Annotated in this window: 24 protein-coding genes; 16 read left to right on the plus strand and 8 right to left on the minus strand. The window is 38.7% G+C overall.

Going from position 1 to position 23,466, the window contains the following annotated elements; all coding sequences use genetic code 11:
• Positions 1-35: 35 nt before the first annotated feature.
• The 5 genes from QLG01_RS15320 to QLG01_RS15340 form a co-directional block, all read right to left on the minus strand.
• Positions 36-779: an amino acid ABC transporter ATP-binding protein gene (locus QLG01_RS15320; RefSeq protein ID WP_004792844.1), complete on the minus strand. Its 744-nt coding sequence runs from the start codon at positions 777-779 to the stop codon at positions 36-38.
• A 13-nt stretch (positions 780-792) separates the two neighbouring features.
• The gene (locus QLG01_RS15325) at positions 793-1,470 is read right to left on the minus strand and encodes an amino acid ABC transporter permease (protein ID WP_005304545.1); all 678 of its coding nucleotides are present in this window, start codon (positions 1,468-1,470) and stop codon (positions 793-795) included.
• Between the two features lie 2 nt (positions 1,471-1,472).
• Entirely contained in the window at positions 1,473-2,315 is an 843-nt protein-coding gene (locus QLG01_RS15330) for an amino acid ABC transporter permease (RefSeq protein WP_005304542.1), read from the minus strand.
• A gap of 92 nt (positions 2,316-2,407) precedes the next feature.
• Complete coding sequence (locus QLG01_RS15335; protein WP_005304540.1) at positions 2,408-3,301, minus strand: amino acid ABC transporter substrate-binding protein; 894 nt, start codon at positions 3,299-3,301, stop codon at positions 2,408-2,410.
• Between the two features lie 538 nt (positions 3,302-3,839).
• Complete coding sequence (locus QLG01_RS15340) at positions 3,840-4,604, minus strand: glutathione S-transferase family protein (protein WP_282496863.1); 765 nt, start codon at positions 4,602-4,604, stop codon at positions 3,840-3,842.
• 344 nt (positions 4,605-4,948) lie between these two features.
• Between QLG01_RS15340 and QLG01_RS15345 the strand changes: the two genes are divergently transcribed.
• The 8 genes from QLG01_RS15345 (at position 4,949) to ychF (ending at position 13,431) form a co-directional block, all read left to right on the plus strand.
• The gene (locus QLG01_RS15345) at positions 4,949-6,184 is read left to right on the plus strand and encodes an SfnB family sulfur acquisition oxidoreductase (RefSeq protein WP_282496864.1); all 1,236 of its coding nucleotides are present in this window, start codon (positions 4,949-4,951) and stop codon (positions 6,182-6,184) included.
• A 12-nt stretch (positions 6,185-6,196) separates the two neighbouring features.
• Positions 6,197-7,420, plus strand: a complete 1,224-nt coding sequence (locus QLG01_RS15350; RefSeq protein ID WP_192454200.1) for an SfnB family sulfur acquisition oxidoreductase — start codon at positions 6,197-6,199, stop codon at positions 7,418-7,420.
• On the plus strand, positions 7,420-8,832 hold the full coding sequence (locus tag QLG01_RS15355; RefSeq protein ID WP_192454199.1) for an LLM class flavin-dependent oxidoreductase: 1,413 nt from the start codon (positions 7,420-7,422) through the stop codon (positions 8,830-8,832). Before QLG01_RS15350 ends, QLG01_RS15355 begins: the two co-directional genes overlap by 1 nt.
• A 14-nt stretch (positions 8,833-8,846) precedes the next feature.
• Entirely contained in the window at positions 8,847-9,677 is an 831-nt protein-coding gene (locus tag QLG01_RS15360) for a MetQ/NlpA family ABC transporter substrate-binding protein (protein WP_192454198.1), read from the plus strand.
• 13 nt (positions 9,678-9,690) lie between these two features.
• On the plus strand, positions 9,691-10,524 hold the full coding sequence (locus QLG01_RS15365; RefSeq protein ID WP_282496865.1) for a MetQ/NlpA family ABC transporter substrate-binding protein: 834 nt from the start codon (positions 9,691-9,693) through the stop codon (positions 10,522-10,524).
• A gap of 5 nt (positions 10,525-10,529) precedes the next feature.
• Positions 10,530-11,606: an ATP-binding cassette domain-containing protein gene (locus QLG01_RS15370; protein WP_081402147.1), complete on the plus strand. Its 1,077-nt coding sequence runs from the start codon at positions 10,530-10,532 to the stop codon at positions 11,604-11,606.
• A complete protein-coding gene (locus QLG01_RS15375; protein ID WP_004792864.1) occupies positions 11,587-12,246 on the plus strand; it encodes a methionine ABC transporter permease in 660 nt (219 codons plus the stop codon). Before QLG01_RS15370 ends, QLG01_RS15375 begins: the two co-directional genes overlap by 20 nt.
• A 93-nt stretch (positions 12,247-12,339) precedes the next feature.
• Positions 12,340-13,431: a redox-regulated ATPase YchF gene (gene ychF, locus QLG01_RS15380; protein ID WP_004642544.1), complete on the plus strand. Its 1,092-nt coding sequence runs from the start codon at positions 12,340-12,342 to the stop codon at positions 13,429-13,431.
• Positions 13,432-13,477: 46 nt separating this feature from the next.
• Here ychF and QLG01_RS15385 read toward each other — a convergent pair whose 3' ends face one another.
• The gene (locus QLG01_RS15385) at positions 13,478-13,999 is read right to left on the minus strand and encodes an Mpo1-like protein (protein ID WP_282496866.1); all 522 of its coding nucleotides are present in this window, start codon (positions 13,997-13,999) and stop codon (positions 13,478-13,480) included.
• A gap of 91 nt (positions 14,000-14,090) precedes the next feature.
• Between QLG01_RS15385 and QLG01_RS15390 the strand changes: the two genes are divergently transcribed.
• Both QLG01_RS15390 and QLG01_RS15395 read left to right on the plus strand, forming a co-directional pair.
• Entirely contained in the window at positions 14,091-14,798 is a 708-nt protein-coding gene (locus tag QLG01_RS15390; protein WP_049836475.1) for a Crp/Fnr family transcriptional regulator, read from the plus strand.
• 171 nt (positions 14,799-14,969) lie between these two features.
• A complete protein-coding gene (locus QLG01_RS15395) occupies positions 14,970-15,296 on the plus strand; it encodes a hypothetical protein (protein ID WP_151827665.1) in 327 nt (108 codons plus the stop codon).
• Between the two features lie 75 nt (positions 15,297-15,371).
• On the opposite strand, the gene QLG01_RS15400 is transcribed toward QLG01_RS15395, so the two are convergent.
• Entirely contained in the window at positions 15,372-15,842 is a 471-nt protein-coding gene (locus QLG01_RS15400; protein ID WP_174739220.1) for a hypothetical protein, read from the minus strand.
• 121 nt (positions 15,843-15,963) lie between these two features.
• Between QLG01_RS15400 and QLG01_RS15405 the strand changes: the two genes are divergently transcribed.
• From QLG01_RS15405 to dapC, 6 genes are all read left to right on the plus strand, one after another.
• Complete coding sequence (locus tag QLG01_RS15405) at positions 15,964-16,686, plus strand: AzlC family ABC transporter permease (protein WP_282496920.1); 723 nt, start codon at positions 15,964-15,966, stop codon at positions 16,684-16,686.
• A 1-nt stretch (position 16,687) separates the two neighbouring features.
• Positions 16,688-17,029 carry an L-valine transporter subunit YgaH gene (gene ygaH, locus QLG01_RS15410; RefSeq protein ID WP_282496867.1) on the plus strand — a complete coding sequence of 114 codons (342 nt, stop codon included), beginning with the start codon at positions 16,688-16,690 and terminating at the stop codon, positions 17,027-17,029.
• Positions 17,030-17,159: 130 nt separating this feature from the next.
• Positions 17,160-17,549, plus strand: coding sequence for a tautomerase family protein (locus tag QLG01_RS15415; RefSeq protein ID WP_282496868.1), 390 nt, complete (start codon positions 17,160-17,162; stop codon positions 17,547-17,549).
• Positions 17,550-17,651: 102 nt separating this feature from the next.
• The gene (purT, locus tag QLG01_RS15420; RefSeq protein ID WP_282496869.1) at positions 17,652-18,869 is read left to right on the plus strand and encodes a formate-dependent phosphoribosylglycinamide formyltransferase; all 1,218 of its coding nucleotides are present in this window, start codon (positions 17,652-17,654) and stop codon (positions 18,867-18,869) included.
• A 27-nt stretch (positions 18,870-18,896) separates the two neighbouring features.
• Positions 18,897-21,560 (plus strand): [protein-PII] uridylyltransferase, encoded by a 2,664-nt coding sequence (gene glnD / locus QLG01_RS15425; protein WP_282496870.1) that lies wholly within the window; start codon positions 18,897-18,899, stop codon positions 21,558-21,560.
• A 25-nt stretch (positions 21,561-21,585) separates the two neighbouring features.
• On the plus strand, positions 21,586-22,755 hold the full coding sequence (gene dapC, locus QLG01_RS15430; RefSeq protein WP_034591306.1) for a succinyldiaminopimelate transaminase: 1,170 nt from the start codon (positions 21,586-21,588) through the stop codon (positions 22,753-22,755).
• A 58-nt stretch (positions 22,756-22,813) separates the two neighbouring features.
• On the opposite strand, the gene QLG01_RS15435 is transcribed toward dapC, so the two are convergent.
• Entirely contained in the window at positions 22,814-23,446 is a 633-nt protein-coding gene (locus QLG01_RS15435) for a LysE family translocator (RefSeq protein ID WP_282496871.1), read from the minus strand.
• Between the last annotated feature and the right edge of the window lie 20 nt (positions 23,447-23,466).

Below are 23,466 nucleotides of genomic sequence, written 5' to 3' on the forward strand. Positions count from 1 at the left end.
GAGCCTTTTAAAAGGCTCTTTTTTTATTAATGGTATTAGTGCATGGCTTGAATTTTTTCTAAGAAGAGCTTCGCACGCTCGTGGCGAGCATCTAAATTATCAAAGAATTCATGCGTTGGACAGTCTTCTAAAATCTTACCTTCATCCATAAAAATTAGACGGTTAGATACTCTTTTAGCAAAACCCATTTCATGTGTAACACACATCATGGTCATGCCCTCATGTGCAAGTTGCACCATCACTTCAAGTACTTCCCCGACCATTTCTGGGTCAAGTGCAGAAGTTGGTTCATCAAACAACATACAGATTGGGTCCATGGACAAGCCACGAGCAATCGCTACACGTTGCTGCTGACCACCAGACAATTGGCCCGGAAACTTATCTTTATGCGCAAGTAAACCTACACGCTCTAAATATTTCAGACCTTTTTCACGAGCATCGGCAACTGAACGCTTTAACACTTTAACTTGAGCAATGGTTAGATTTTCCAAAACAGTCATGTGCGGAAAAAGCTCGAAGTGTTGAAAGACCATTCCTACTCGTGAACGGAATTTAGCAAGATCCGTTTTTGGATCTTTCAGAGAAACTCCATCAACAATAATATCGCCTTGTTGAAATGGCTCTAACGCATTTACTGTTTTAATGAGTGTTGATTTTCCTGAACCAGACGGTCCGCAAACAACAACGACATCACCTTTTTCAATACTCGTCGTGCAATCTGTTAAAACCTGAAAATCACCATACCATTTAGAGATATGTTGGATGTCTATCATTGGCATTTAAAATCTCCAATTAGCGAATGATGGCAATTTTTTGCTGTAAGCGTTTGACTAATTGCGACAGCACAAACGAACTACAGAAGTAAACTACAGCGACGATTAAATAGAATGTTGCTTTCGTTTCAGGACCATATGTATTAGCCAATGTATCTGCACGACCTAAAAAGTCTGGTGCACTAATCACATAAACTAATGAGATATCCTGAAATAAAATAATTGTTTGAGTTAACAATACTGGGAGCATGTTACGAAAGGCTTGAGGTAAAACCACGTAGCGCATTGATTGACCATAGGTAAAACCTAGCGCGTAGCCTGCATTGACCTGACCTCTTGAAATAGACTGAATTCCGGAACGTACAATTTCCGAGAAAAATGCAGCTTCAAAAATAGCAAAAGTCACAACACTTGAAAACAATGGTCCCCAATACGTATCAGATTGAAACTCAAATATTTTCGGTAACAAGAAGTAGAAAATAAAGATCACCTGAATCAGTGGAATACCACGAAACAGATCGACATAAAATTTTGCGAAATTACTTGCGATGGCATTGTTTGATAAACGCATCATTGCCAATGGGGTTCCGATTAGGATACCGCCCATCATCGCCAATACAGTCACGGTCAGGGTAAAAATGAAACCTTCTTTGAGTGCCGCGATCACGTCAGGGTTATGTAATAAAGAAAAATCCATAATTACTTCCCTCCTGAGCCTAAGCCAGGCACAGCCATTCGTTTCTCAATCCATGCCATGATAAATTTAATACTATAAGTAATAATTAAATAAACAGGTGTAGAGAGAATAAGAATAATGATGTCCTGAGAAGTTTCTTCCCGCATGGTTTTTGTATAAGCGAAGAAGTTCAAAACACTCAAAGCATATAAAACTGCCGAGTTCTTGAAAACGTTCATTGCTTCAGAAGTAATCGTTGGCCACACTGTACGATATGCAACAGGTAAAATGACATAACGATAGCTTTGTGCAGTGGTAAATCCCATTGCAGAAGCTGCAAACTTTTGTCCACGAGAAACAGTATTAATACCGGCACGTATGTGTTCAGATACACGCGCAGCGGTGTAGAGACCTAATGCAAAAACACCAATAACTGCAGGTTGCTGATTTAAAATATTTTTCCACCATCCACCTGCAACAACGTCCCCACTGCCTGCACTTAAGCTGTCCGGTAAAAATTCCGGAAAAACAAATGCCCAGAAGAATAGCTGTACAATAAGTGGAATATTACGGAAGATTTCAACGTAACAATTGCCAATAAATGCGAGAGGTTTGTTAGGTAATGTACGAATTACCCCTAGGAGAGAACCTAATAAAAATGCGATAAGAAAGGCTATAACAGCTGTCCAAACCATAGTAAAGACGCCTGAACCTAACATTTGTAACCATGTGGGCGCTTCAGCATGAGCATTGTAGCTTGTACTACCAATTGCTCTACAGACTGATTCTGCCCATGCGGCTTTATCGACACCATATTCATTAGACTCCGCACAGAATATAGTCCAGTTTAGCGAGCCGACTGACATGTTTGCCCCTTAAATGAATATCTTTAGGAAAATAGACCACTTAAGCAAGTGAGTCTCACTTGCTTAAGTAAATTTAGGACAAAAAGATCTTGTTAGATCCCTGCATCTGTTGGGTGAGCTTTTAGTTTTTTATAAGATGAACTTTGTGGCATGTTCAAATTTGTATTTTTTGGTGGAATTGGCGATAAGAACCACTTTTTATATAAAGCGTCCATTTGACCAGTTTTCCATAAATTATTTACAGTACGGTCTGCAATCGCTTTAAATTTTGGATCATCTTTAGCAAGCATAATACCGTAAGGTTCAGATGAAAGTACTGGCCCTACAATTGCAAATGCCTTAGGTGTAGAAGACTTGGCAACCAAACCAGCTAAAATATTATCATCCATTACAAATGCGGCAGCACGGCCAGATGCCATCATGGCAAAAGAGTCTGCATGATCTTTACCATAAATATTTTGGACATTAATTGACTGACCCTTTTCATTCATCTTAATGTATTTATCAGATGTTGTGCCTTGAGTTGTTACAACTGCCTTGCCGTTTAAATCTGCCAAACTCTTAATGCCAGAGTTGGCTTTAACTGCCATACGTACTTCTGTTGCATAATAGTTAGTTGAGAAACCCACTTGTTCTTGGCGTTGCTTAGAGTTTGTGGTCGTACCACATTCCATATCAATATTGCCTGCTAAAAGTTCAGGAATACGTGTTGATGAAGTTACTGCCTTGTATTCAACTTTTAGCCCCGGCATTTTCAATTCTTTTTTAATGTCATTTGCAAACTGGTTACAGATATCGACTGCATAACCTACTGGTTTACCTGCAACAACATATGAAATTGGGTCAGAAGATTCTCGGTGGCCAATAACGATTTTTCCGCTGCTTTTAATTTTAGCTAATGTATCTGCTGCCTGAATTTGAGAAGTAGCACCAACCGTACAAAGCATAAATGTTGAAATAATGAGAGAGGTTGCAGAACGTTTCATAAGAACTCCTTGATGATCATTCTCTCTATTTATCTATAGAATCATTCATATAGAGCAATAGAGTGATTTATTATTAAATTGCAATTATCGCGCCAACTTTTCCAAGTAGGACACATCCATTTGCTTCACTTATTTTATTCAGTCTGTTTTGCAGAGTTAATACCTTTAAAACTGCTAACATGTTTCTACTTTAATCTATGTTTTAATCTTCTGTCTATTATTAAGCTCATCTATTTACACTTAAATGTGGCAATTATTGATTACAATGTAAACACATGCACAATAAAGTGGCTTAACTTCAGCTAAAAACTGTTTTTAGAAAAATAGGATTTTGCAAAAAATTATAAAAATTAAAATTATTAAGTATTTAGAATAAGTTTGAATAATGAACTAAATAAAGAAGTTGCAGGAGTAAAATAATATATGCAAATGGTTTAATAAAAATCATTTATAAAATTGATAGTAATATTTAAGTTAATGACTGAACTTAGAAATATTACAAAAAAGCCCTGAGAAAAATCAGGGCTTTTTATAAAGTTTAAATTCCTCGCCAATCTACGCGTGCGTTTCTTTCGGTTTGATATATTCTTAAAACATATTGGCCTAGAGGTAAATCAAGCAAATATTTTTGATAGTTGCTCCATTCCTCAGAAACTTCTTCTGCTTCTTCACGCTCCCATGGCGTACCCTTCACCTCTAACAATGGTGCAAGCATCGAACACACAGAAATATCAGCAAGACTTAAGCGATCACCCACCATGTAGCGTGCTTGATTTTCTATCAGACAGCGGTTTAATTGATTTATGAGTTCGTCCATCTGCTCTTTGGACTGACCCACCAACTCCTCTTCAAGTTTATAGTTCTTCTTTACGAGTGTTTTGAGAAAAGGTTTCGATATTTTTTCAAACTGACGTAAATAGCCTTGTTCACCCATCATAATTTCTAAAGCATGGTCTCCTTGCGCCAACGTATGAGCTAGAGCCCAACGGCGTACATGTATACCAAGCTCATCAGCTAAACTATCAATTTTAAGAGTTTGTTGTCTAAGTTGCTCATCACGACGCAAAAGCGCGTGTTCTGGGTAGGTATCATCCAGATAAAGTGCAATCTTGGTTGATTCAGCAATCCATTGATGGTCATCTTTCAAAATTGGCAATAAATTTTGGCCTGTTTTGAGTTGTGCAAAAGCACGATGAAACCCTGGAATTAAGTTATGAGCCACATAATCAAGTTCTTTATGGTCTAACAACCAGCGAGCTTTTTCACAATAATGGGACAAAGGAAACTGATACAAAACCCGCATAAAATCTCCACGTTTATTTTTATTTGACTATTTGTACAAAAATGGTCGATGGTAAGTAGATACTTTAGAAGCTATTTTTATTTAAAACAATGGATATTGTGCTCATTTTTTGCTGACAGTTAGGTCTATTTTTTTATATCTTTTTTTACCGTACTTATTGCTCTTTTTCATATTAAAACTAATTTTATTATCAATTTTTCGCATAAAAACGATAATTTATTGATTTATAAATACTTTTAATATCTCTATTTCTCCATTAAAAATCAAAAAAAATGCTTTGCACTTTATTTCATAAGCTGAGCATAAGTCCTCGTTTAGTGGAAAAATATTTCTTTTGTAAGGTAATGACAGCAATACAAGGTGTCATTATGTCTAATTCTCTATCTAAAACGACGGCATACGTCCAAATCATTCAAAATGATCAACAAGCCATTAATGCTGCTTATCAAGTGGCTGATTATGCTTTAGAGGGTCGTAATACACGTGATCAACAACGCTTACTACCGCATGAGCAAATCGAAAGCTTTAGCCAAAAAGGCTTAGGCGGAATTCGAATTTCGAAAAAATATGGCGGAGCTTTTGTTTCCAATAAAACACTAGCTCAAGTTTTCCGTATTTTAAGTAAAGGTGATGCGAACGTTGGTCAGATTCCACAAAATCAGATTAGCCTGTTAAACCTGATCGAAATTATGGGCACAGAACAACAAAAACAATTTATCTTTTCAGAAATATTGGCAGGCAAACGTCTTGCTAACGGTGGACCAGAACGTAATACACATGACTCAAAAACTTTAAAAACTACACTTACCATTGAAAACGGCAAATATATTTTAAACGGTGAAAAGTTTTATTCGACAGGTACTATTTTTGCGCATTGGCTCGCAATTAAAGCGGTTCATCCTGAAGGTCATGTGGTTTTAGTCATTGTTAACCGAGAGACTCAAGGTATTGAAGTCATTAATGACTGGAATGGATTTGGTCAGCGTACAACAGCGAGTGGTACGGTTAAATTAAATCATGTTGAAGTTAATCCAGAACTCATTTTTGATGAACGTTTATTAACTAAAGCCCCTACTTATCGCGGTGCTTATTCTCAGTTATTACAAGTTGCGATTGATGTAGGGATTGCAGAAGCTGCATTTGACGATACTTTATCGACTATTCATAAAGCACGTCCAATTATTGATGCAAAAGTTGAAAAAGCCAGCTTTGAACATTACACCCTGCAAGAAGTAGGTAAGTTAAATATTTTGCTCGATGCTGCAATTTTACTGCTTGATGACGCTGCTGAATATTTAGATGAACTTGACCAACTTCAAACTGTGACTGATGAACAAGTAGCTAAAGCTTCAATTTTGGTCGCAGAAGCAAAAGTCTATGCCAATGATGCTGCTCTACAAATCTCTGAAAAATTGCTGGAACTAGGCGGTAGCCGTTCAAGTTTAAGCCAACACAATTTAGATCAACATTGGCGAAATGCCCGTGTACATACCTTACATGATCCTGTTCGCTGGAAATTACATGCCATTGGCAATTATTACCTTAATGGTCATTTCCCTGCCCGCCATGCCTGGATTTAAGGAGAAATTGTCATGACTTCATATCAATCGGTTCAAACTAAACAAACATCGGCATCTGGCCAAGCGCACATTATTCAAAATGATGCTGAAGCTTTAGAAATTGCAAAACAGTTTGCTGAGCAATTTAAAAAAAACGCAGTTGAGCGAGACTCTAAACGAATTTTACCCTATACCGAAATCGATGCATTGAGCCAATCTGGTCTTTGGGCAATTACAGTGCCAAAGCAATATGGTGGTGCCGAAGTTTCAAGTCATACAGTTGCTAAAGTGATTGCACTTTTAAGTGGTGCAGATGGTTCAATCGGACAAATTCCACAAAACCATTTTTACGCTTTAGAAGTCTTGCGCAATACAGGTACAGAAGCTCAAAAACAACGTTTATATAGCGAAGTATTAAATGGCACTCGTTTTGGTAATGCACTTGCTGAGTTTAAAACTAAAACTTCAACCCATAAACAAACCAATATCCGTCCGCATGAAAATGGTTATCTCATTCAGGGTGAAAAGTTTTACTGCACAGGAAGTTTATTTGCTCACCGTATTCCAACCTTAGTTCTAGACGATGCAGGTCGAGAATATCTAGCCTTTGTAAAAAGTGGTTCACCAGGATTGAAACTTGTTGATGACTGGTCTGGCTTTGGGCAGAAAACCACAGGCAGCGGCACAGTTAAATTTGATCAGGTTTTTGTCGATGTAGATGATGTTATTCCTTTTGATACTGCATTTTTACAACCAACCTTAGTGGGCCCTTTTGCTCAAATTATGCATGCATCAATTGAGGTAGGCATTGCACGTGGAGCCTTTGAAGAAAGCTTGCAAAGAGTGCATCAAGCCCGCCCATGGATTGATTCAAATGTAGAAACGGCCAACCAAGATCCTTTAACGATTTATGAGCTAGGACGCATTGCTGTCGATGTACGGGCAAGTGAAGTGTTATTAAAGCAAGCTGCGCAATCAATTGATGCCGCAAAAATTGAAACCACGCCTGAAAGCATTGCAAAAGCTTCAATTGATGTGGCCAAAGTACGTGCTCATAGTAGCGATATTGCACTAAAAGCATCGTCTAAGCTGATTGAACTTGCTGGAAGCCGTGGTAGTCAGTCACAAGATGGTCTAGACCGTTTCTGGCGCAATGCACGTGTGCATACGTTGCATGATGCCGCACGATGGAAATATTACTTTATTGGGAACTATGTTCTTAACGGTGTTCTACCACCTCGTCGGGGGACATTGTAATGGCAGATTTCAAAGCGAAAGAGATTTTACTCAATGCTTTTGATATGAACTGTGTTGGGCATATCAATCATGGCTTATGGACACATCCACGTGATGAGTCACACCGCTTTAATGAACTGAGCTATTGGACAGAACAAGCCAAAACTCTAGAAAGTGGTTTATTTGATGGTTTGTTTATTGCAGACATTACAGGTGTTTATGACGTCTATCAAAATGGTATTGATCTGACTTTAAAAGAGTCCATTCAGCTTCCGAGCCATGATCCATCTACACTCATTTCTGCTATGGCAGCAGTCACTCAAAACTTAAGTTTTGGGGTCACTGTGAACTTAAGCTATGAGCATCCGTATCAATTTGCACGCCGCTTTGCGAGTCTCGACCATTTAACTCAAGGTCGTATTGGCTGGAATATCGTGACAGGTTATCTAGATAGTGCGGAACGCCTGATTGGTCAAAAAGGTTTAAAAGACCACGATGCTCGCTATGAACAAGCTGAAGAATTTTTAGAGCTTTGCTATAAATATTGGGAAGGTTCATGGGAAAACGACGCCGTTAAAAAAGATAAAGTACAGCGTGTTTTTACAGACCCTTCTAAAGTTCACACCATTCACCACCACGGAAAATATTATCAGAGTGAAGGTGTTTTTCAGGTGTCTCCTTCTGTGCAACGCACCCCGACACTATTTCAAGCAGGTGCTTCACCAAAAGGTATGCAGTTTGCGACTCGTCATGCTGAGTGTGTATTTATTGGTGGCGACAAACCCGAAAAAATACGCGAACAAGTGAAAAAGATTCGTGCTCTTGCCGAACAGCAAGGCCGTTCAGCAGATGACATTAAAGTCTATGTCGGTATAACCGTTGTTGTTGCCGAAACACATGATCTGGCTGTACAAAAACTTAATGAATATCGTCAGTATGCAAGCCCTGAAGCAGGCCTCGCGCATTATGCGAGTTCAACTGGTATCGACTTAAGTAAATTTGCCGACGATGAAGCGATTCCTTACCAAAAAAGTAACAGTATTGTTTCGATTACCGAAAAATTTAAAGAGCAACAAATCACGAAAAATGACTTAAAAGCTCAGCATGTTTTAGGTGGTCGTTATCCCCTCATCGTGGGCAGTGGCGAAGAAGTTGCTGAATACTTAATTCATCTTTTAGATGAGACAGATATTGATGGCTTTAATTTGACACGTACAGTTGCACCTGAGTCTCACCACGACTTTATTCGCTTGGTTATACCTGAGCTACAACAACGTGGTCGCTATAAAACTGCATATAAAACGGGTTCACTACGGAACAAAATCTTTAATCGGGGTGATCAATTACCAAAACAACACCCTGTTCAATCGTTCCGATGTAGTCCCTATAACAACAGCAAAAACCTAACAACAATTGAAGAAATAACCGCTTAAATTTGGAGATAGACATGGCTCAAACAGCCTCTAAAAAATGGCTAGGCGTAGGCTTAGTCGTTGTAGTCCTTTTTGTTGCTTTATTCTTTTGGAATAAACACCGTCAAAGTGGCTCAAATGAACTTGTGATTGGTATTAGTCCACCATTTGCAAAAACTTTACAAGCTGCTGCCGATGAAGCAAAAAAACAGGGTATAAATGTGAAATTGGTTGAGTTTTCTGACTGGAACACACCAAATATTACCTTAAATCATGGGGATATTGATGCGAACTTTTTTCAGCACCAACCTTTCTTAGACAATGCAATTAAAGAAACTGGCTTTAAATTAAAGGCGTTTGCAGTAGGTGCAGCATCACATGTGGGACTTTATTCAAAGAAATATAAAAGCCTTGATGAATTGCCACAAAACGCACGTGTAGTCATTCCAAACGATCCAGTGAATCAAGGTCGTGCCCTACTACTATTACAACAAGCTAAATTAATTACGCTTAAAGACTCAAACAACCATTTATCTGCACTTAAAGATGTTGTTTCAAACCCTAAAAATTTGCAATTCATTGAGGTTGAAGGACCACAAACTGCTCGTGCAATTGATGATGTTGACTTGGCATTTGGCTACCCACACTACTTGCGCTTAGCAAAAACAGCTGATCCAGATAGTGCTCTTTTACTTGATGACAATACCAATAAACGTTATGCAATTTTGTTTGTAGTACGTGACGACTATCAGGATAAAGGCGACAAATTGAAGAAATTTGTTGAGATCTATCAAAACTCGCCAAAAGTTAAAGCTGTGCTAGATGCTGAGATTGGGCCAAAACTTTGGTTCCCTGGCTGGAAGTAATAACGGAAAGATTATGGCGATTCAGTTCAAACAGCATAAGCCTTGGTTACTCGGAATTACGTTAATTATCGTAGTTCTGGGTCTCGTCGGTTACCGTTATATTAAAAATAAACAAACCGATGATGTTTTAACGATTGGCATTAGCCCACCTTATGCTGAGTTATTACAAAGCGTTGCCAATGAAGTAGAAAAGCAAGGCGTTCATGTCAAACTCGTTGAATTTTCTGACTGGCGAGCACCAAATGTTGCCGTACAAAACGGTGATATTGATGCAAACTTTTTCCAGCAAAGCGTATTTCTACGTAATGCTGTTAAAGAAACGGGTTATGACTTACATGCATTTGCCGCGGGCTCAGGAAGTCATGTAGGTTTATATTCAAAAAAATATAAATCACTTAAAGACTTACCTTCAAATGCACGTGTTGCTATTCCAAACGATCCCGTCAATTTAGCTCGCGCTTTAATTTTATTGCACCGTGCAGGTTTAATTCAGCTTAAAGACATTAACAATGAACTTTCAACCACTCAAGACATTATTGCTAATTCTAAACAGCTAAGCTTTGTTGAGGTTGAAGGCCCTCAAACCGCACATGCATATAACGATGTCGATTTAATTTTCGGCTTCCCTCACTACTTAAAAATGGCAAAGGTAACCGACCCACATAGCGCATTATTTTTAGATCCAATCGATAAAAAATATGCAATTTTGTTTGTGACCCGTCGCGATTACCAAGATAAAAACCAAAAACTTGCAACCTTTGTTAAAGCATTCCAGAACTCAAAACAAGCACAAGATATTCTGGATAAAGACTTTGGCCAAGGTATGTGGTTTCAAGGCTGGAAATAAGGAGAATGACAATGGTGAGTTTTGGATCACAAGTTGATTTTTCTCTACCCCATATCAAAATTCGTGGTTTAAATAAGTTTTACCAATCGCAGGGTCAAAAGCTGCATGCTTTAAAAGAGATTAACCTTGATATTCCTCAAGGTAAGATTTTAGGCATTATTGGTAAAAGTGGTGCGGGAAAATCTTCCCTACTCCGCACTTTAAATGGCTTAGAACAAGTGAATACAGGCAGTATTCATATTCATCAACAAAACATTGCTGAATTGAGTCATGCCGAGCTTATTCAAACTCGCCAACGAATTGGAATGATTTTCCAACATTTCAATTTGATGTCTGCAAAAACGGTCTGGGAAAATGTGGCATTGCCCTTAAAAGTTTCCAATTACAACAAAGCAGATATCGATCAACGTGTAAATGAAGTTCTAGCACTCGTAGGCCTTGCAGATAAGTCTGGTCATTATCCATCACAACTTTCAGGCGGACAAAAGCAACGTGTCGGTATTGCACGTGCACTTGTTCACCACCCTGAAATTTTACTGTGTGATGAAGCAACCTCTGCACTTGACCCAGAAAGTACCGCTACTATTTTGGCTTTACTTAAAAAGATTAATCAGGAACTTGGTCTAACGATTGTACTCATCACTCACGAAATGCAGGTCATTCGAGAAATTTGTGATCAAGTCGTGGTGATTGACCAAGGTGAAATTGTCGAGGCTGGACAAGTTTGGTCCGTATTTTCACGACCAGAGCAACAAATTACTCAGGAACTGTTGAACCTTGAGCAGATCACTCTGCCTTTTAAAATTACTCCACTCCCCGATGAAGATTCGACTCATATTATTGTAAAACTGAAATATGAGGCTGAAGCGCATCAAGTACCCGATATACAAGAGCTACTTGCTAGATTTAAAGCACCCGTCAATTTATATCAAAGTCAGGTCGATACCATTCAAGGGCACATTATTGGTTCTCTTTTAGTCGGTATTCCCAACGTAGAAATTGATCTTTCATCTATACGACAAGACGCATCAACTGCAATTGCACAATTTGAGGTACTTGGCTATGCACGACCAGCTCATTGATTTATTAATTACTGGAACCGTAGATACCTTACTCATGGTAGGTGCATCTGCATTTATTGCTTTTTTAATTGGCTTACCGATTGCTGTTGTTTTAGTCAGCACTTCTGAGCACGGCATTCATCCGTCACAAAAAATTAATCAGGCTTTAGGTTGGGTTATCAACATTACTCGTTCTGTACCCTTTCTAATTTTAATGGTTGCGCTTATTCCGCTTACTCGCTGGATTGTAGGTACAAGTTATGGTGTGTGGGCAGCCGTTGTTCCATTGACGATTGCGGCAATTCCCTTCTTTGCGCGTATTGCAGAAGTCAGCTTACGCGAAGTCGATCAAGGCTTAATTGAAGCTGCACAAGCCATGGGTTGTAACCGTAAACAAATTATTTGGCATGTGCTTTTACCAGAGGCTTTGCCGGGTATTGTGGCGGGCTTTACCGTGACTATTGTGACTATGATTAACTCCTCTGCGATTGCTGGTGCTATTGGTGCAGGTGGTCTAGGAGACATTGCTTATCGTTATGGCTATCAACGTTTTGATATGCAAATTATGTTGGCTGTAATTTTTGTGCTCATTGTTTTAGTCATGTTAGTACAAGCAACTGGCGATGCATTAGCCCAGCAACTTGATAAACGTAAAGTTTAAAAGCAATACAACCCTGCTCTAGCCATGACTTTGTCATGGCTTTCATGTAAAATCAGCGACAATTTTTAATTTACACATTTGTGAGTGGTTTTCATGGGTTTTAATTGCGGTATTGTTGGTCTGCCAAACGTAGGGAAATCTACCCTTTTCAATGCATTAACGAAAGCAGCGATTGCAGCGGAAAACTTCCCTTTCTGTACCATTGAACCAAACACAGGTATTGTTCCTGTACCAGATCCACGTTTAGACAAACTTGCTGCGATTGTTAAACCACAGCGTATTTTGCCAACCACAATGGAATTTGTGGACATTGCAGGTCTTGTTGCTGGTGCATCAAAAGGTGAAGGCTTAGGTAACCAATTCCTTGCTAACATCCGTGAAACTGATGCAATCGCTCATGTTGTACGTTGTTTTGAAGACGAAAATGTAATTCACGTAAATGGTAAAATTGATCCATTAGACGACATCGCAACTATTAATACTGAACTTGCGCTTGCCGATCTTGAAACTGTTGCTAAAGCAATTTTACGCTTAACTAAAGTTGCTAAAGGCGGCGACAAAGAGGCTGTAGCAACTAAAGCAGTTTTAGAAAAAATCCAACCGTTACTTGACGAAGGTAAACCAGCTCGTGCAGCTGATTTATCTGATGACGAACGTAAATTAGTGCGTGGTTTTGGTTTAATGACTTTAAAACCAACCATGTATATTGCAAACGTTGCAGAAGATGGTTTTGAAAACAACCCACACTTAGACGCAGTTAAAAAACTTGCGGCTGAAGAAAACGCAATTGTTGTTCCTCTTTGCAACCAAATCGAAGCTGAAATTTCATTATTAGAAGATGAAGATCGTGCTGAGTTCTTAGAAGCAATGGGTATGGAAGAACCAGGCTTAAACGTGGTTATTCGTGCAGGTTATGCGCTTTTAGGTTTACAAACTTATTTCACTGCTGGTGTACAAGAAGTTCGTGCTTGGACAGTAAAAGTTGGTGCAACCGCTCCTCAAGCAGCTGGTGTAATTCATACTGACTTCGAAAAAGGCTTTATCCGTGCTGAAGTTGTTGCATATGATGACTTTGTACAATACAACGGTGAAAACGGCGCTAAAGAAGCTGGTAAATGGCGTTTAGAAGGTAAAACTTACGTTGTTCAAGATGGCGATGTAATGCACTTCCGTTTTAACGTATAAGTTAAAGCTCAAAAAAAGCCCCAATATGTTGGGGCTTTTTTTATGTTTAGTGACTTAAATCCATCGCCTCTCGTTTACTGCGCGCCTCTTGTAAAATACGCGCATGCAAAGGCTTTCTAAAACCTAGCATAAATATAAATTCTGCCAATACAAATAACGGTCCTATCGCGAGTCCAATCACATCATCAACAAAAGCTGGTTTTTTCTTTTCGAAATAATGCCCCACAAACTGAAAGACCCACCCCACCACAAAGAAACCAATACTCGCAGCCAACCATTCTCCAAAAGATAACTGTGCAATTTGGCTCGCCAGTGGATACACAGCGGCTAAAAGAATCAGCATGAGTAAACCAAAAACTTTATCTAAAATGAAATAATAGATCGTACTAGCTGCAATCAACACAATGGCTAAAGTCAGTTTAAAACTGCCAATATCGACTCCAGCTCTCGCAGTTAAACATAAAATTGAAAACACGATGAGCGGAATACCGATAAAATGCGTCAAAATATTTTTATGATTTAAGTGGTAAGCTGCATATTTGCTAAGCTGTTGCTCCAGATTTGACATGAGTTGTTCCCTATTCATCTATCTATAGTCATACTGTACAAATAAGGAAAACTTAAAGTTGTCAGCTATTTGACAAAGTAATGATTTTTTCATGGATGGGCTGATATTGGATCTTATTTATATTAATCGACTAAGAGAAAATACATGGTTTAGTTTGCTTCCAGAAGCATTCCAAAACTTTATTCTAGAGCACGGTAAGCAAAGAACCTTTGAAAAAAACAATTATGTGTTCCGTGCCCAAGATGTATTTGATGGCATTTATACTGTGCTTGAAGGCTCAATTAGCTTAGGTTATGTCGATGTAAATGGTAATGAAGCTCTTTCTGCAATTGCTGAGCCAATTATGTGGTTTGGTGAAATATCCCTGATTGACCATGAACCGCGCTCACACGATGCAATTGCTTTGAAAAAAAGTACCGTTCTGCATATTCCTGCAAAACCATTAAATGAATTACTCAAAGACAATCCATATTACTGGTATTACTTTGCTCGTTTAACCAGCCAAAAACTCAGGTACGTTTTCTTAGAACAGATTGCTATCCAAACACGCAGTATTTCTCAAAGGCTTGCTCAACGTCTTCTATTCATTTTAGAAGGATATGGGAATCATATTCTTATTCAAGATCATCACATCCATATTTCTCAAGAACAATTGGCAAATATGCTGACCACATCCAGACAGACAATCAACCATGAGCTGAGCCTGCTAGAAAAACAGAAAATCATCAAAATTGCTTTTAGAAAAATTGAGATTCTAGATATTGAGAAATTGAAAGTAGTTGCTCAAGTCCATTCCTAATCTTTGCGCAACTAGCTATATGACAAAAACTTAAAACCAAATTAAAAAAATAGATAACGCTGCAAAACAACACATTGTTCAAACTCTATTTCACAAAATAAATGTTTTAAAGCATATATTTTCATTTTACACTCAAGCTGAGCAATAATACTCAACAAGGCGCTGATTAACATGAAAAAATTATCAACAATTCTTACAGCTGGCGTATTGGCTATGTTAAGTGTTTCGGCATTTGCATGTCCAAAAGGAACTCAATTACAAGGTGGTACAGGGCCAAATCATAAAGGCGGAAAATGTGTTGCTGCACACGGCAAAGCAACTGCTAAAAAAGAAGCAGTAAAAGCAAAACAAGATGTTAAAAAAGATATGACTGAACAAAAGCATGAAGCAATGATGAAATCTATGCATGCTCAACATGAATCACAGCAAATGACTCATCAAATGAAACAAGATGCAGTGAAAACAGCAAACACAGCTAAAGCTGCGACAAAGCCGTAATTAACATTCACTCATTATCGTTTTAAAAGCAAAAAAGCGAGATTAATCATCTCGCTTTTTTATATTTATAAGTTTTTATTTTGGAGATGTGTTTCCAAGATTTGGCGTATCAATCGCATCCTTACATTGCGCTTTATCTCGCTCATAATCTGCTTGTTTCTTAGCAACTGAATCATTATTTTCAAGCGTTTCGCGTGCCCACACATCTAAACTCGTTAAAGCTTTACGACAAAGTGCATATTTCCCTTCTGTTACTGAGTCCGTCATTTTCACATTAATACGCCAGTCTGTACTCAATTGACGTAAAGGTTTACGAACTTTGTCATCAATTTGACTCAACTGCTTTTCATAAACCAAATGCTCAACCGTATTAATCAATGTCCATGCTTTTTGAGCATAAACAGTTGCATCATTGGTCAGTTTAGGTGCCGGCTTAATTTCTACTTTTTTTTCTGCCTCATGATTACCATTGTCACAGCCCTGCAATGTAAAAATACCTGCACTCAACATGGCGATATAAACTAAACGAATCTTTGCGTTGAACATAGCAAACTGCCGATTAAACATTTCGGCACTATGCTATTAAATTCGGCTACAATACTCAATCTTTCAAGTATTTTTATCATTTGGTTTATTGCCAAGGTGTATTGTGTCCGAACAACAATTGATGCCTGCCCAAACTGCAACTTTTTGGCAAGGCGCCAAAGATAGCCAAGCTATCGTACTCACCTATTTACCTGTTTCTTTTGCCTTTGGCGTTTCTGCATCTCAGTTTGGCTTTACACCATGGGAAGCTTTTTTTCTATCTTGCTCAATGTATGCTGGAGCCAGCCAGTTCTTAGTTGTCGCACTTTTAGCAAGTGGTTCTTCTATCTGGTTAACTGCATTAACAGTCATTGCACTGGATATTCGCCATGTCCTTTATGGTCCAGCGCTCTATAACCTGATTCCAAACAAATTAAATCTTAAGAAAACGGCGGTGTGGGCTTGGGGCTTAACCGATGAAGTTTTTGCAAGTGGAATGATTCAACTTTCACAGCGCAGACAACAATGGTCTGAGTCTTGGATGTTAGGCTTAAGTCTATTTAGTTGGATGGCTTGGGCAACTGGCTCATTGTTAGGCGGATTATTTGCAGATCAAGTGTCTCATCTGCCAAAGTTTTTACAAGCAGCTTTAGACTTCTTATTGCCTGCTTTATTCTTAAGTTTTTTATTAGCAGCATTTGAGCGAAAACATAGCCTTGTAGTTGCTGTATCTTTGGTTGTTTCAGCGTTGTCCTGTTATTGGATTAACCTCTCTGCGGCTATTTTTATTGGTATTCTTTCAGGTATTTTAGCCGGCTTGTTTAAATATTATGTGCTGAAACAACAAGAAGAGGTCGAAGTTTAAAATGAATCTAGAGATTATTCTGGTTGGTATCATTGTTGGTATTGCCAATTTCGCCTCACGTTTTGGACCATTCTTTGTTATACAGAAGCTACAAGGTACACAGCAAAGACGCGGTTCAGTCTGGCTAAAAATTGCTTTGGGAAGCATTGGTATATCTGCAATTAGCGCCATGCTTGTTGTTTCCACTCTTCCACCACTTCTTGAAAATCCTGATAAAAGCCTAGCTATGTTTATCGGCTTTTTAGTACTAGCAGGTCTTTATTTTAAATTTAAGAAAATTGTTCCGGCAACGTTAACTGCCGCAATTGTTTATGGTCTGATCTATACTTATTTACCTTTATAAATAGATAAACTGATCTTCCTTATATAAAATAAAACCTAGCCAGAAGCCTTTAAGATTGAAACTTCTGGCGTAAAAATCTAATTTTTGAATTGATTAAAAAGATAATCTTGCCTACTTAATAGAGATAAAAATGTCACAAGTTAAAATTTACGCAAATGAACAAACGATTATGCAGTATCGAGAATTACTTTCTCATGCAGTCCATCAAGCGCTCATTGAAGAGTTGAAATATCCTATCGAGAAAAGATTTCAGCGTTTTATCAGTCTTAAGCCTGGAAATTTTATCTATCCTTCTGACCGCAGCCAACACTACATTATTATCGAACTCTCAATGTTTGCAGGACGTAGCGCAGCGACTAAGAAACAACTCATTCAAACTTTATTTCGCAATATTGAAGAACAATGCAAAATAGCTCCGCAAGATATTGAAATTACGATTTTTGAAACCCCTAAAGAAAATTGGGGTATTCGCGGCAAAAATGCAGATGAGTTACTTTTAAACTATCAAGTTAATATCTAAAAAGTCACATCTTAATTGTCCGACAAAATTAATTTTTTTATGTGTGATAAGGCTTAACTCCACCATAAGTTCTGCTATGCTTAAAAAAATAATTTTGTCAGGATGATTCGCATGAGCGTGACACTCGGTACCCCCCTTCAATCTTCTGCATTTAAAGTTTTATTGTTAGGTTCAGGAGAGCTTGGCAAAGAAGTTGTAATTTCTTTACAACGCCTTGGTGTTGAAGTACATGCAGCCGACCGTTATGAACATGCGCCAGCCATGCAAGTTGCACATTTTTCTTATGTGTTAAATATGGCTAATCCAACTGAGTTAAAACAGCTCATCGAGAAAATTAAACCGAATTTAATTGTTCCAGAAATTGAAGCCATCGCGACAGAAGTTTTGCTTGAAATTGAAGCGAGCCAAACTGCAACTGTTATTCCTTCTGCTAAAGCTGTAAACCTGACCATGAATCGTGAAGGCATTCGTCGTCTTGCAGCTGAAGAACTTGGTTTACCTACCTCGGCTTACCGCTTTGCTGACTCACTAGAAAGCTTCCGCGCTGCTTCTGATGATATTGGTTATCCAAACTTTGTAAAACCAGTAATGTCATCTTCAGGTAAAGGTCAGTCTCGTGTAAAAAGTTTCGATGAAGTCGATGCTGCTTGGGAATATGCGATGCAAGGTGGTCGTGTTAACCAAGGTACGGTCATTATTGAATCTCAAATTGACTTTGATTTTGAAATTACATTACTTACCGTTCGTGCTAAAAACCCTGAAACTGGTGAAATTGAAACTCACTACTGCGATCCAATCGGTCACCGTCAAGATGCTGGTGATTATGTAGAAAGCTGGCAGCCTCAACCAATGACTGCGGCTGCACTTGAAGAAGCAAAACGTATTGCAAATAAAGTGACAACAGCGCTGGGTGGTTGTGGTATTTTTGGTGTAGAGCTGTTTATTAAAGGCGACAAGGTCTGGTTTAGTGAAGTTTCGCCTCGCCCACATGATACCGGTCTAGTTACTCTAGCGTCACAATTTCAAAGCGAATTTGAACTGCATGCTCGTGCAATTTTAGGATTGCCAGTAAATACAGCTCGCCATAGTGTTGCTGCGAGTGCAGTTATTTATGCTGGGGTCGATGCCAACAATTTAAGCTACAGCGGCTTAAATACGGCATTAGCCAACCCAAACACCGACTTACGCCTGTTTGGTAAACCAGAAGGTTTCAAACGACGTCGTATGGGTGTGGCAACTGCTCGTGCAGAAAATACTGACCTTGCTCGTACTTTAGCGAAAGAAACCGCTGATCAAGTAAGCGTAAACACCAACTCTTAATATTTACTTTTTGGTAGACCCATTTTCATGATCAATACATCGCCATTGCTGAACTACGTTACAAGCCATCATGATATTAAAGCCATTAATCAATGGCGAACGGATGTAGAAAAGCAATTGCAGGATTCATATGAAAATGGGCAATCTATTCGGGAAGTCATTAAAGCACGCTCAGACCTCGTTGACGAAGCACTGATCTTTTTATGGAAACATGCTGAACTTGATCAGACAGGTCTAGGTCTTTTTGCTGTGGGTGGTTATGGGCGCCGTGAAATGTTGCCCTATTCCGATGTTGATATCATGATTTTATCGGAACATGAAATTAACGAAGAAAATGAAAAACGCATTTCTACTTTCATTTCCTCTTTGTGGGATGTTGGCAATTTCAAGCCCGGTATTAGCGTTCGCACCATTCAAAGTTGTGTTGAACAAGCTGCTACCGATTTAACTGTTGCAACTACACTCATCGAAGCTCGTTTAATTACCGGTAATAGCCAACTTGCAAAATGGCCGCGTCGTATTGTTTCACAAACGTGGACAGACAAAACATTTTTTGATGCAAAAATGGCTGAACAAGCTAAGCGTTACCACCAACACAACAATACTGAAAGCAACTTAGAACCTGACATTAAAAATGCGCCTGGTGGCATTCGTGATATTAACCAGATTGGCTGGATTGCTAAGCGTCATTTCCGCGTAAACCGCATTTATGACTTAGTTCATTTAGGCTTTATTTCTGAGTTTGAATTAAACGTCTTAGAAGAAGCAGAAAGTTTTCTTTGGGAAATTCGTCACCATTTACATCGCTTAGCGAAGCGTGATGAAAACCGTCTTCTATTCGATCATCAAAGAGAAATTGCGGCTCAATTTGGTTACGCGCGTCAAGAAGGTCAGCCAGTAAACTACGGTGTCGAGCAGTTCATGAAACGCTACTACCGTACTGCCCAACAGGTTTCAACACTCAATGAAATGTTATTGGCCTATTTTAGCGAATCAGTTATTACTCCGCGTTTACCAAATTACGAACGTAAAATTGAAGTCGTTAATGACCACTTTAAGATTGTCGACAATAAACTTGCCGTACAGCACCACAAAATATTCGCAGAACATCCAAGTGCTATTTTAGAACTATTCTATATTTTGGCTAATCGACCAGATATTGAAGGTATTCGCGCTCGTACTTTACGCTTACTTATTCTTGCTGCAAAACGTATTAACCAAAATTTTCGAGATAATCCTGAGCATCAAGCCCTATTCATGTCAATCATTCGCTCACCTTATCGTCTATACGATACTTTGGTAGCGATGAAACGATATGGTGTTTTAGGAAACTATATTCCAGCCTTTGGTCAAATTATGGGCCTTATGCAATATGACCTATTCCATATCTATACAGTCGATGCACACACATTATTATTACTGCGCAATTTAAACCGTTTTAAAGAACCAGAATTTGCTAAAGAGTTCCCTGTTGTAAGCTCTGTTTTCCAACGTCTTGCACGTCAAGATATTGTGTTTATTACTGCATTATTCCATGACATTGCCAAAGGCCGCGGTGGAGACCATAGTGAACTTGGTGCAGAAGATGCGATTGAATTTGGACGTGCGCACGGCTTTACAGAGCGTGAATGTAAATTAATTGCATGGCTCATCCACAACCATTTGCTCATGTCGCTAACTGCTCAGAAAAAGGATATTTCAGATCCGGATGTTGTTAAAGATTTTGCTGAAAAACTTGGCGATATGGAACATCTTGATTATCTATATACTTTAACAGTTGCAGATATTAATGCGACAAATCCAAAACTGTGGAACACATGGCGTGCTTCGCTTATGCGTCAACTTTATACACATGCCCGTGATGTCATTCGTACAGGTTTAAGCCGTCCTGTTGACTATCAAATGCTAATTGAAGACACCAAATTTGCAGCAAGTGAATTACTGGTGAATAATTTCTCATTGGCAGACGTTGAAAAAGTATGGCAAGAACTGGGCGATGAATACTTCATTAAAGAATCGGCAGATGAAATTGCATGGCACACGCAAGCAATTTTGAAACACGGCGATAATCCAGAGCCATTAGTTCTGTTACGTGCTCATCGTAAAGCTGCCCAAGATGCTGTGCAGATTTTTATATATACGCGTGACCAACCCAATCTTTTTGCAACGACTGTGGCAGTTTTGGACCGTATGAACTTAGACGTTCAGGATGCAAAAATTATCACAGCAAGTACAGCATTTAGCTTAGACACCTATGTTGTGCTCGATCGCTTTGGTACATTGCTAACCGACCCTGAACGCGAAGAAACAGTTAAAACTGCATTGGTGAAGGCGCTTAGTCAGCCAGACCAATATCCGGGACTTATGCAACGCCGCATTCCACGTCAGCTACGTCATTTCGATATCGAAAATACAGTTGACGTAACATTGAATGAAGCGTTACAGCAAAACATGGTTGAAATTTCAACACTCGATCACCCCGGCCTACTTGCACGTGTAGGTGGCTTATTTATGATGCAAGGTTTAGACATCCATTCAGCTAGAATTGCAACTTTAGGTGAACGTGCAGAAGATATTTTCTTTGTCACGAAAAAAGATGGAAAACCGTTAAATAACGAAGAGGTTAAACTCTTCTCGGAAAAGCTTAAAGCTGCATTAGATGAAGCATCTAATCAAATTTGTCAGCACTGAAACTCAACTACTTGGTAACTGTTTAATGAACTCTAGCTTGTCGTTATTGCACCCATATCCATTTGAAAAGTTAAACCAACTTTTTAAGGATACTACTCCTGCTAACCTTCCCTTGATTCCTCTATCAATTGGTGAACCAAAGCACCCAGCACCAGAGTTTGTTAAACAGGCAATTATTGACAACTTCAATCATCTATCAACTTATCCAAACAGCAAAGGCTTACCTGAGCTTCGCCAAAGTATTGCAGACTGGCTCACTAAGCGCTTTAAACTTAACAGCATTAGTGCTGAAAACCACATTTTGCCAGTGTCTGGTACGCGTGAAGGGATTTTCTCATTTGTTCAGGCGCTCATTAACCGTGAAGACGCACCGTATGTGGTAATGCCGAATCCGTTTTATCAAATTTACGAAGGCGCAGCCCTACTTGCCGGCGCAAAACCTTATTTCATCAATTGCACCGAAGAAAATGGTTACTTAGGCGATTTTGATGCTGTACCTGCAGAAGTGTGGGAAAAAACTGCTCTTCTTTTTGTATGTACGCCGGGCAACCCAACTGGTACTGTGCTTTCTAAAGAACAATTCAAAAAGTTAATTGCCTTATCTGATCAATATAATTTTGTTATTGCTTCTGACGAATGCTATTCAGAACTTTGGTTCGATCAAGCACCTACAGGTTTATTAGAAGTATGTGCAGAACTTGGTCGTGATGACTATAAAAACTGTGTTGTATTTCATTCACTTTCTAAACGCTCAAACTTACCGGGTTTACGCTCAGGTTTTGTAGCGGGTGATGCAAAATTATTAAAACCATATTTGCAGTACCGTACCTATCATGGTGCAGCAATGCCTGTTCAACATCAACTTGCATCAATTGCGGCATGGAATGATGAAAACCATGTTGAAGAAAACCGTAAGCAATATCGTGCAAAGTTTGATTTATTCCAAAACGAACTAGGTCACTTATTACCTCTACAAAAGCCAGATGCAGGTTTCTATTATTGGTTAAAAGTCGATAACGATGAAACTTTTGCCAAGATGTTGATGGAAAAAGCCCATATTAAAGTTTTACCAGGTCGTTATTTATCTCGTGACACAGATCAAGGTAACCCAGGCGAAAATCATGTGCGTATGGCTTTAGTTGCCGATTTAGCGCAATGCGAAGAAGTAGTTAAGCGTTTAAAAGCAATTCTTTAAGCATACATAAGTTGTATAGCCTTCATAATTATTTAGCATGAAGGCTATACAACCAACATTAACTATAAGCAATGAGTAAGATTGCAAAACATATAAAAGCCAGACTAGAACAATAATATAAGCCTATCGCTGAACGTTTAATCTGTTCTAGAACTCGGTTTTGAAGCAATAGCCGAACCAACAGTAAGTTCCAACCAAGTACAACTCCAGTCATCCACGTACTCATCAGCAATTTTTGAACCAAACTAAAATCATGCTGAATAAGCAACATCAAGCTACTATAAAACATAATATTTTTGGGATTAAGCAGACTAGATTGTATTCCTAACATTAAGCTCTTAACTTTATCTTGATATTGATACTCTTGATCAATCAACTCATTTTTTTGAGTAGAAAAAGTTAAGGTGCCAGCACGAGCAGCCTTAAAACAAAGATAACTCAAATAAACCAAATACACCGCCCCAAGCCACTTAAGTACTAAAAGAATGGTCGTACTCAAATTTCCAAGTAACATAAATCCGAACATACACGCCATCAAAATCAAGGCATTGCCAAACGTAATTCCTGCAATGACGCCGTAGGTGTAACGCGAACCCTTTTGCAAAAGACTGGTGAGAATAAGAAAAAAATCAGGTCCCGGAGATAGCAGCGCTAAAAAGTGAGTAAAGGCGATAACTAAAAAAACTTCCATAACGATTTCATCTTTAAAAC

It is taken from the genome of Acinetobacter sp. V89_4 (assembly GCF_029967875.1).
In the GTDB taxonomy this organism is placed as follows: Bacteria; Pseudomonadota; Gammaproteobacteria; order Pseudomonadales; family Moraxellaceae; genus Acinetobacter; species Acinetobacter oleivorans.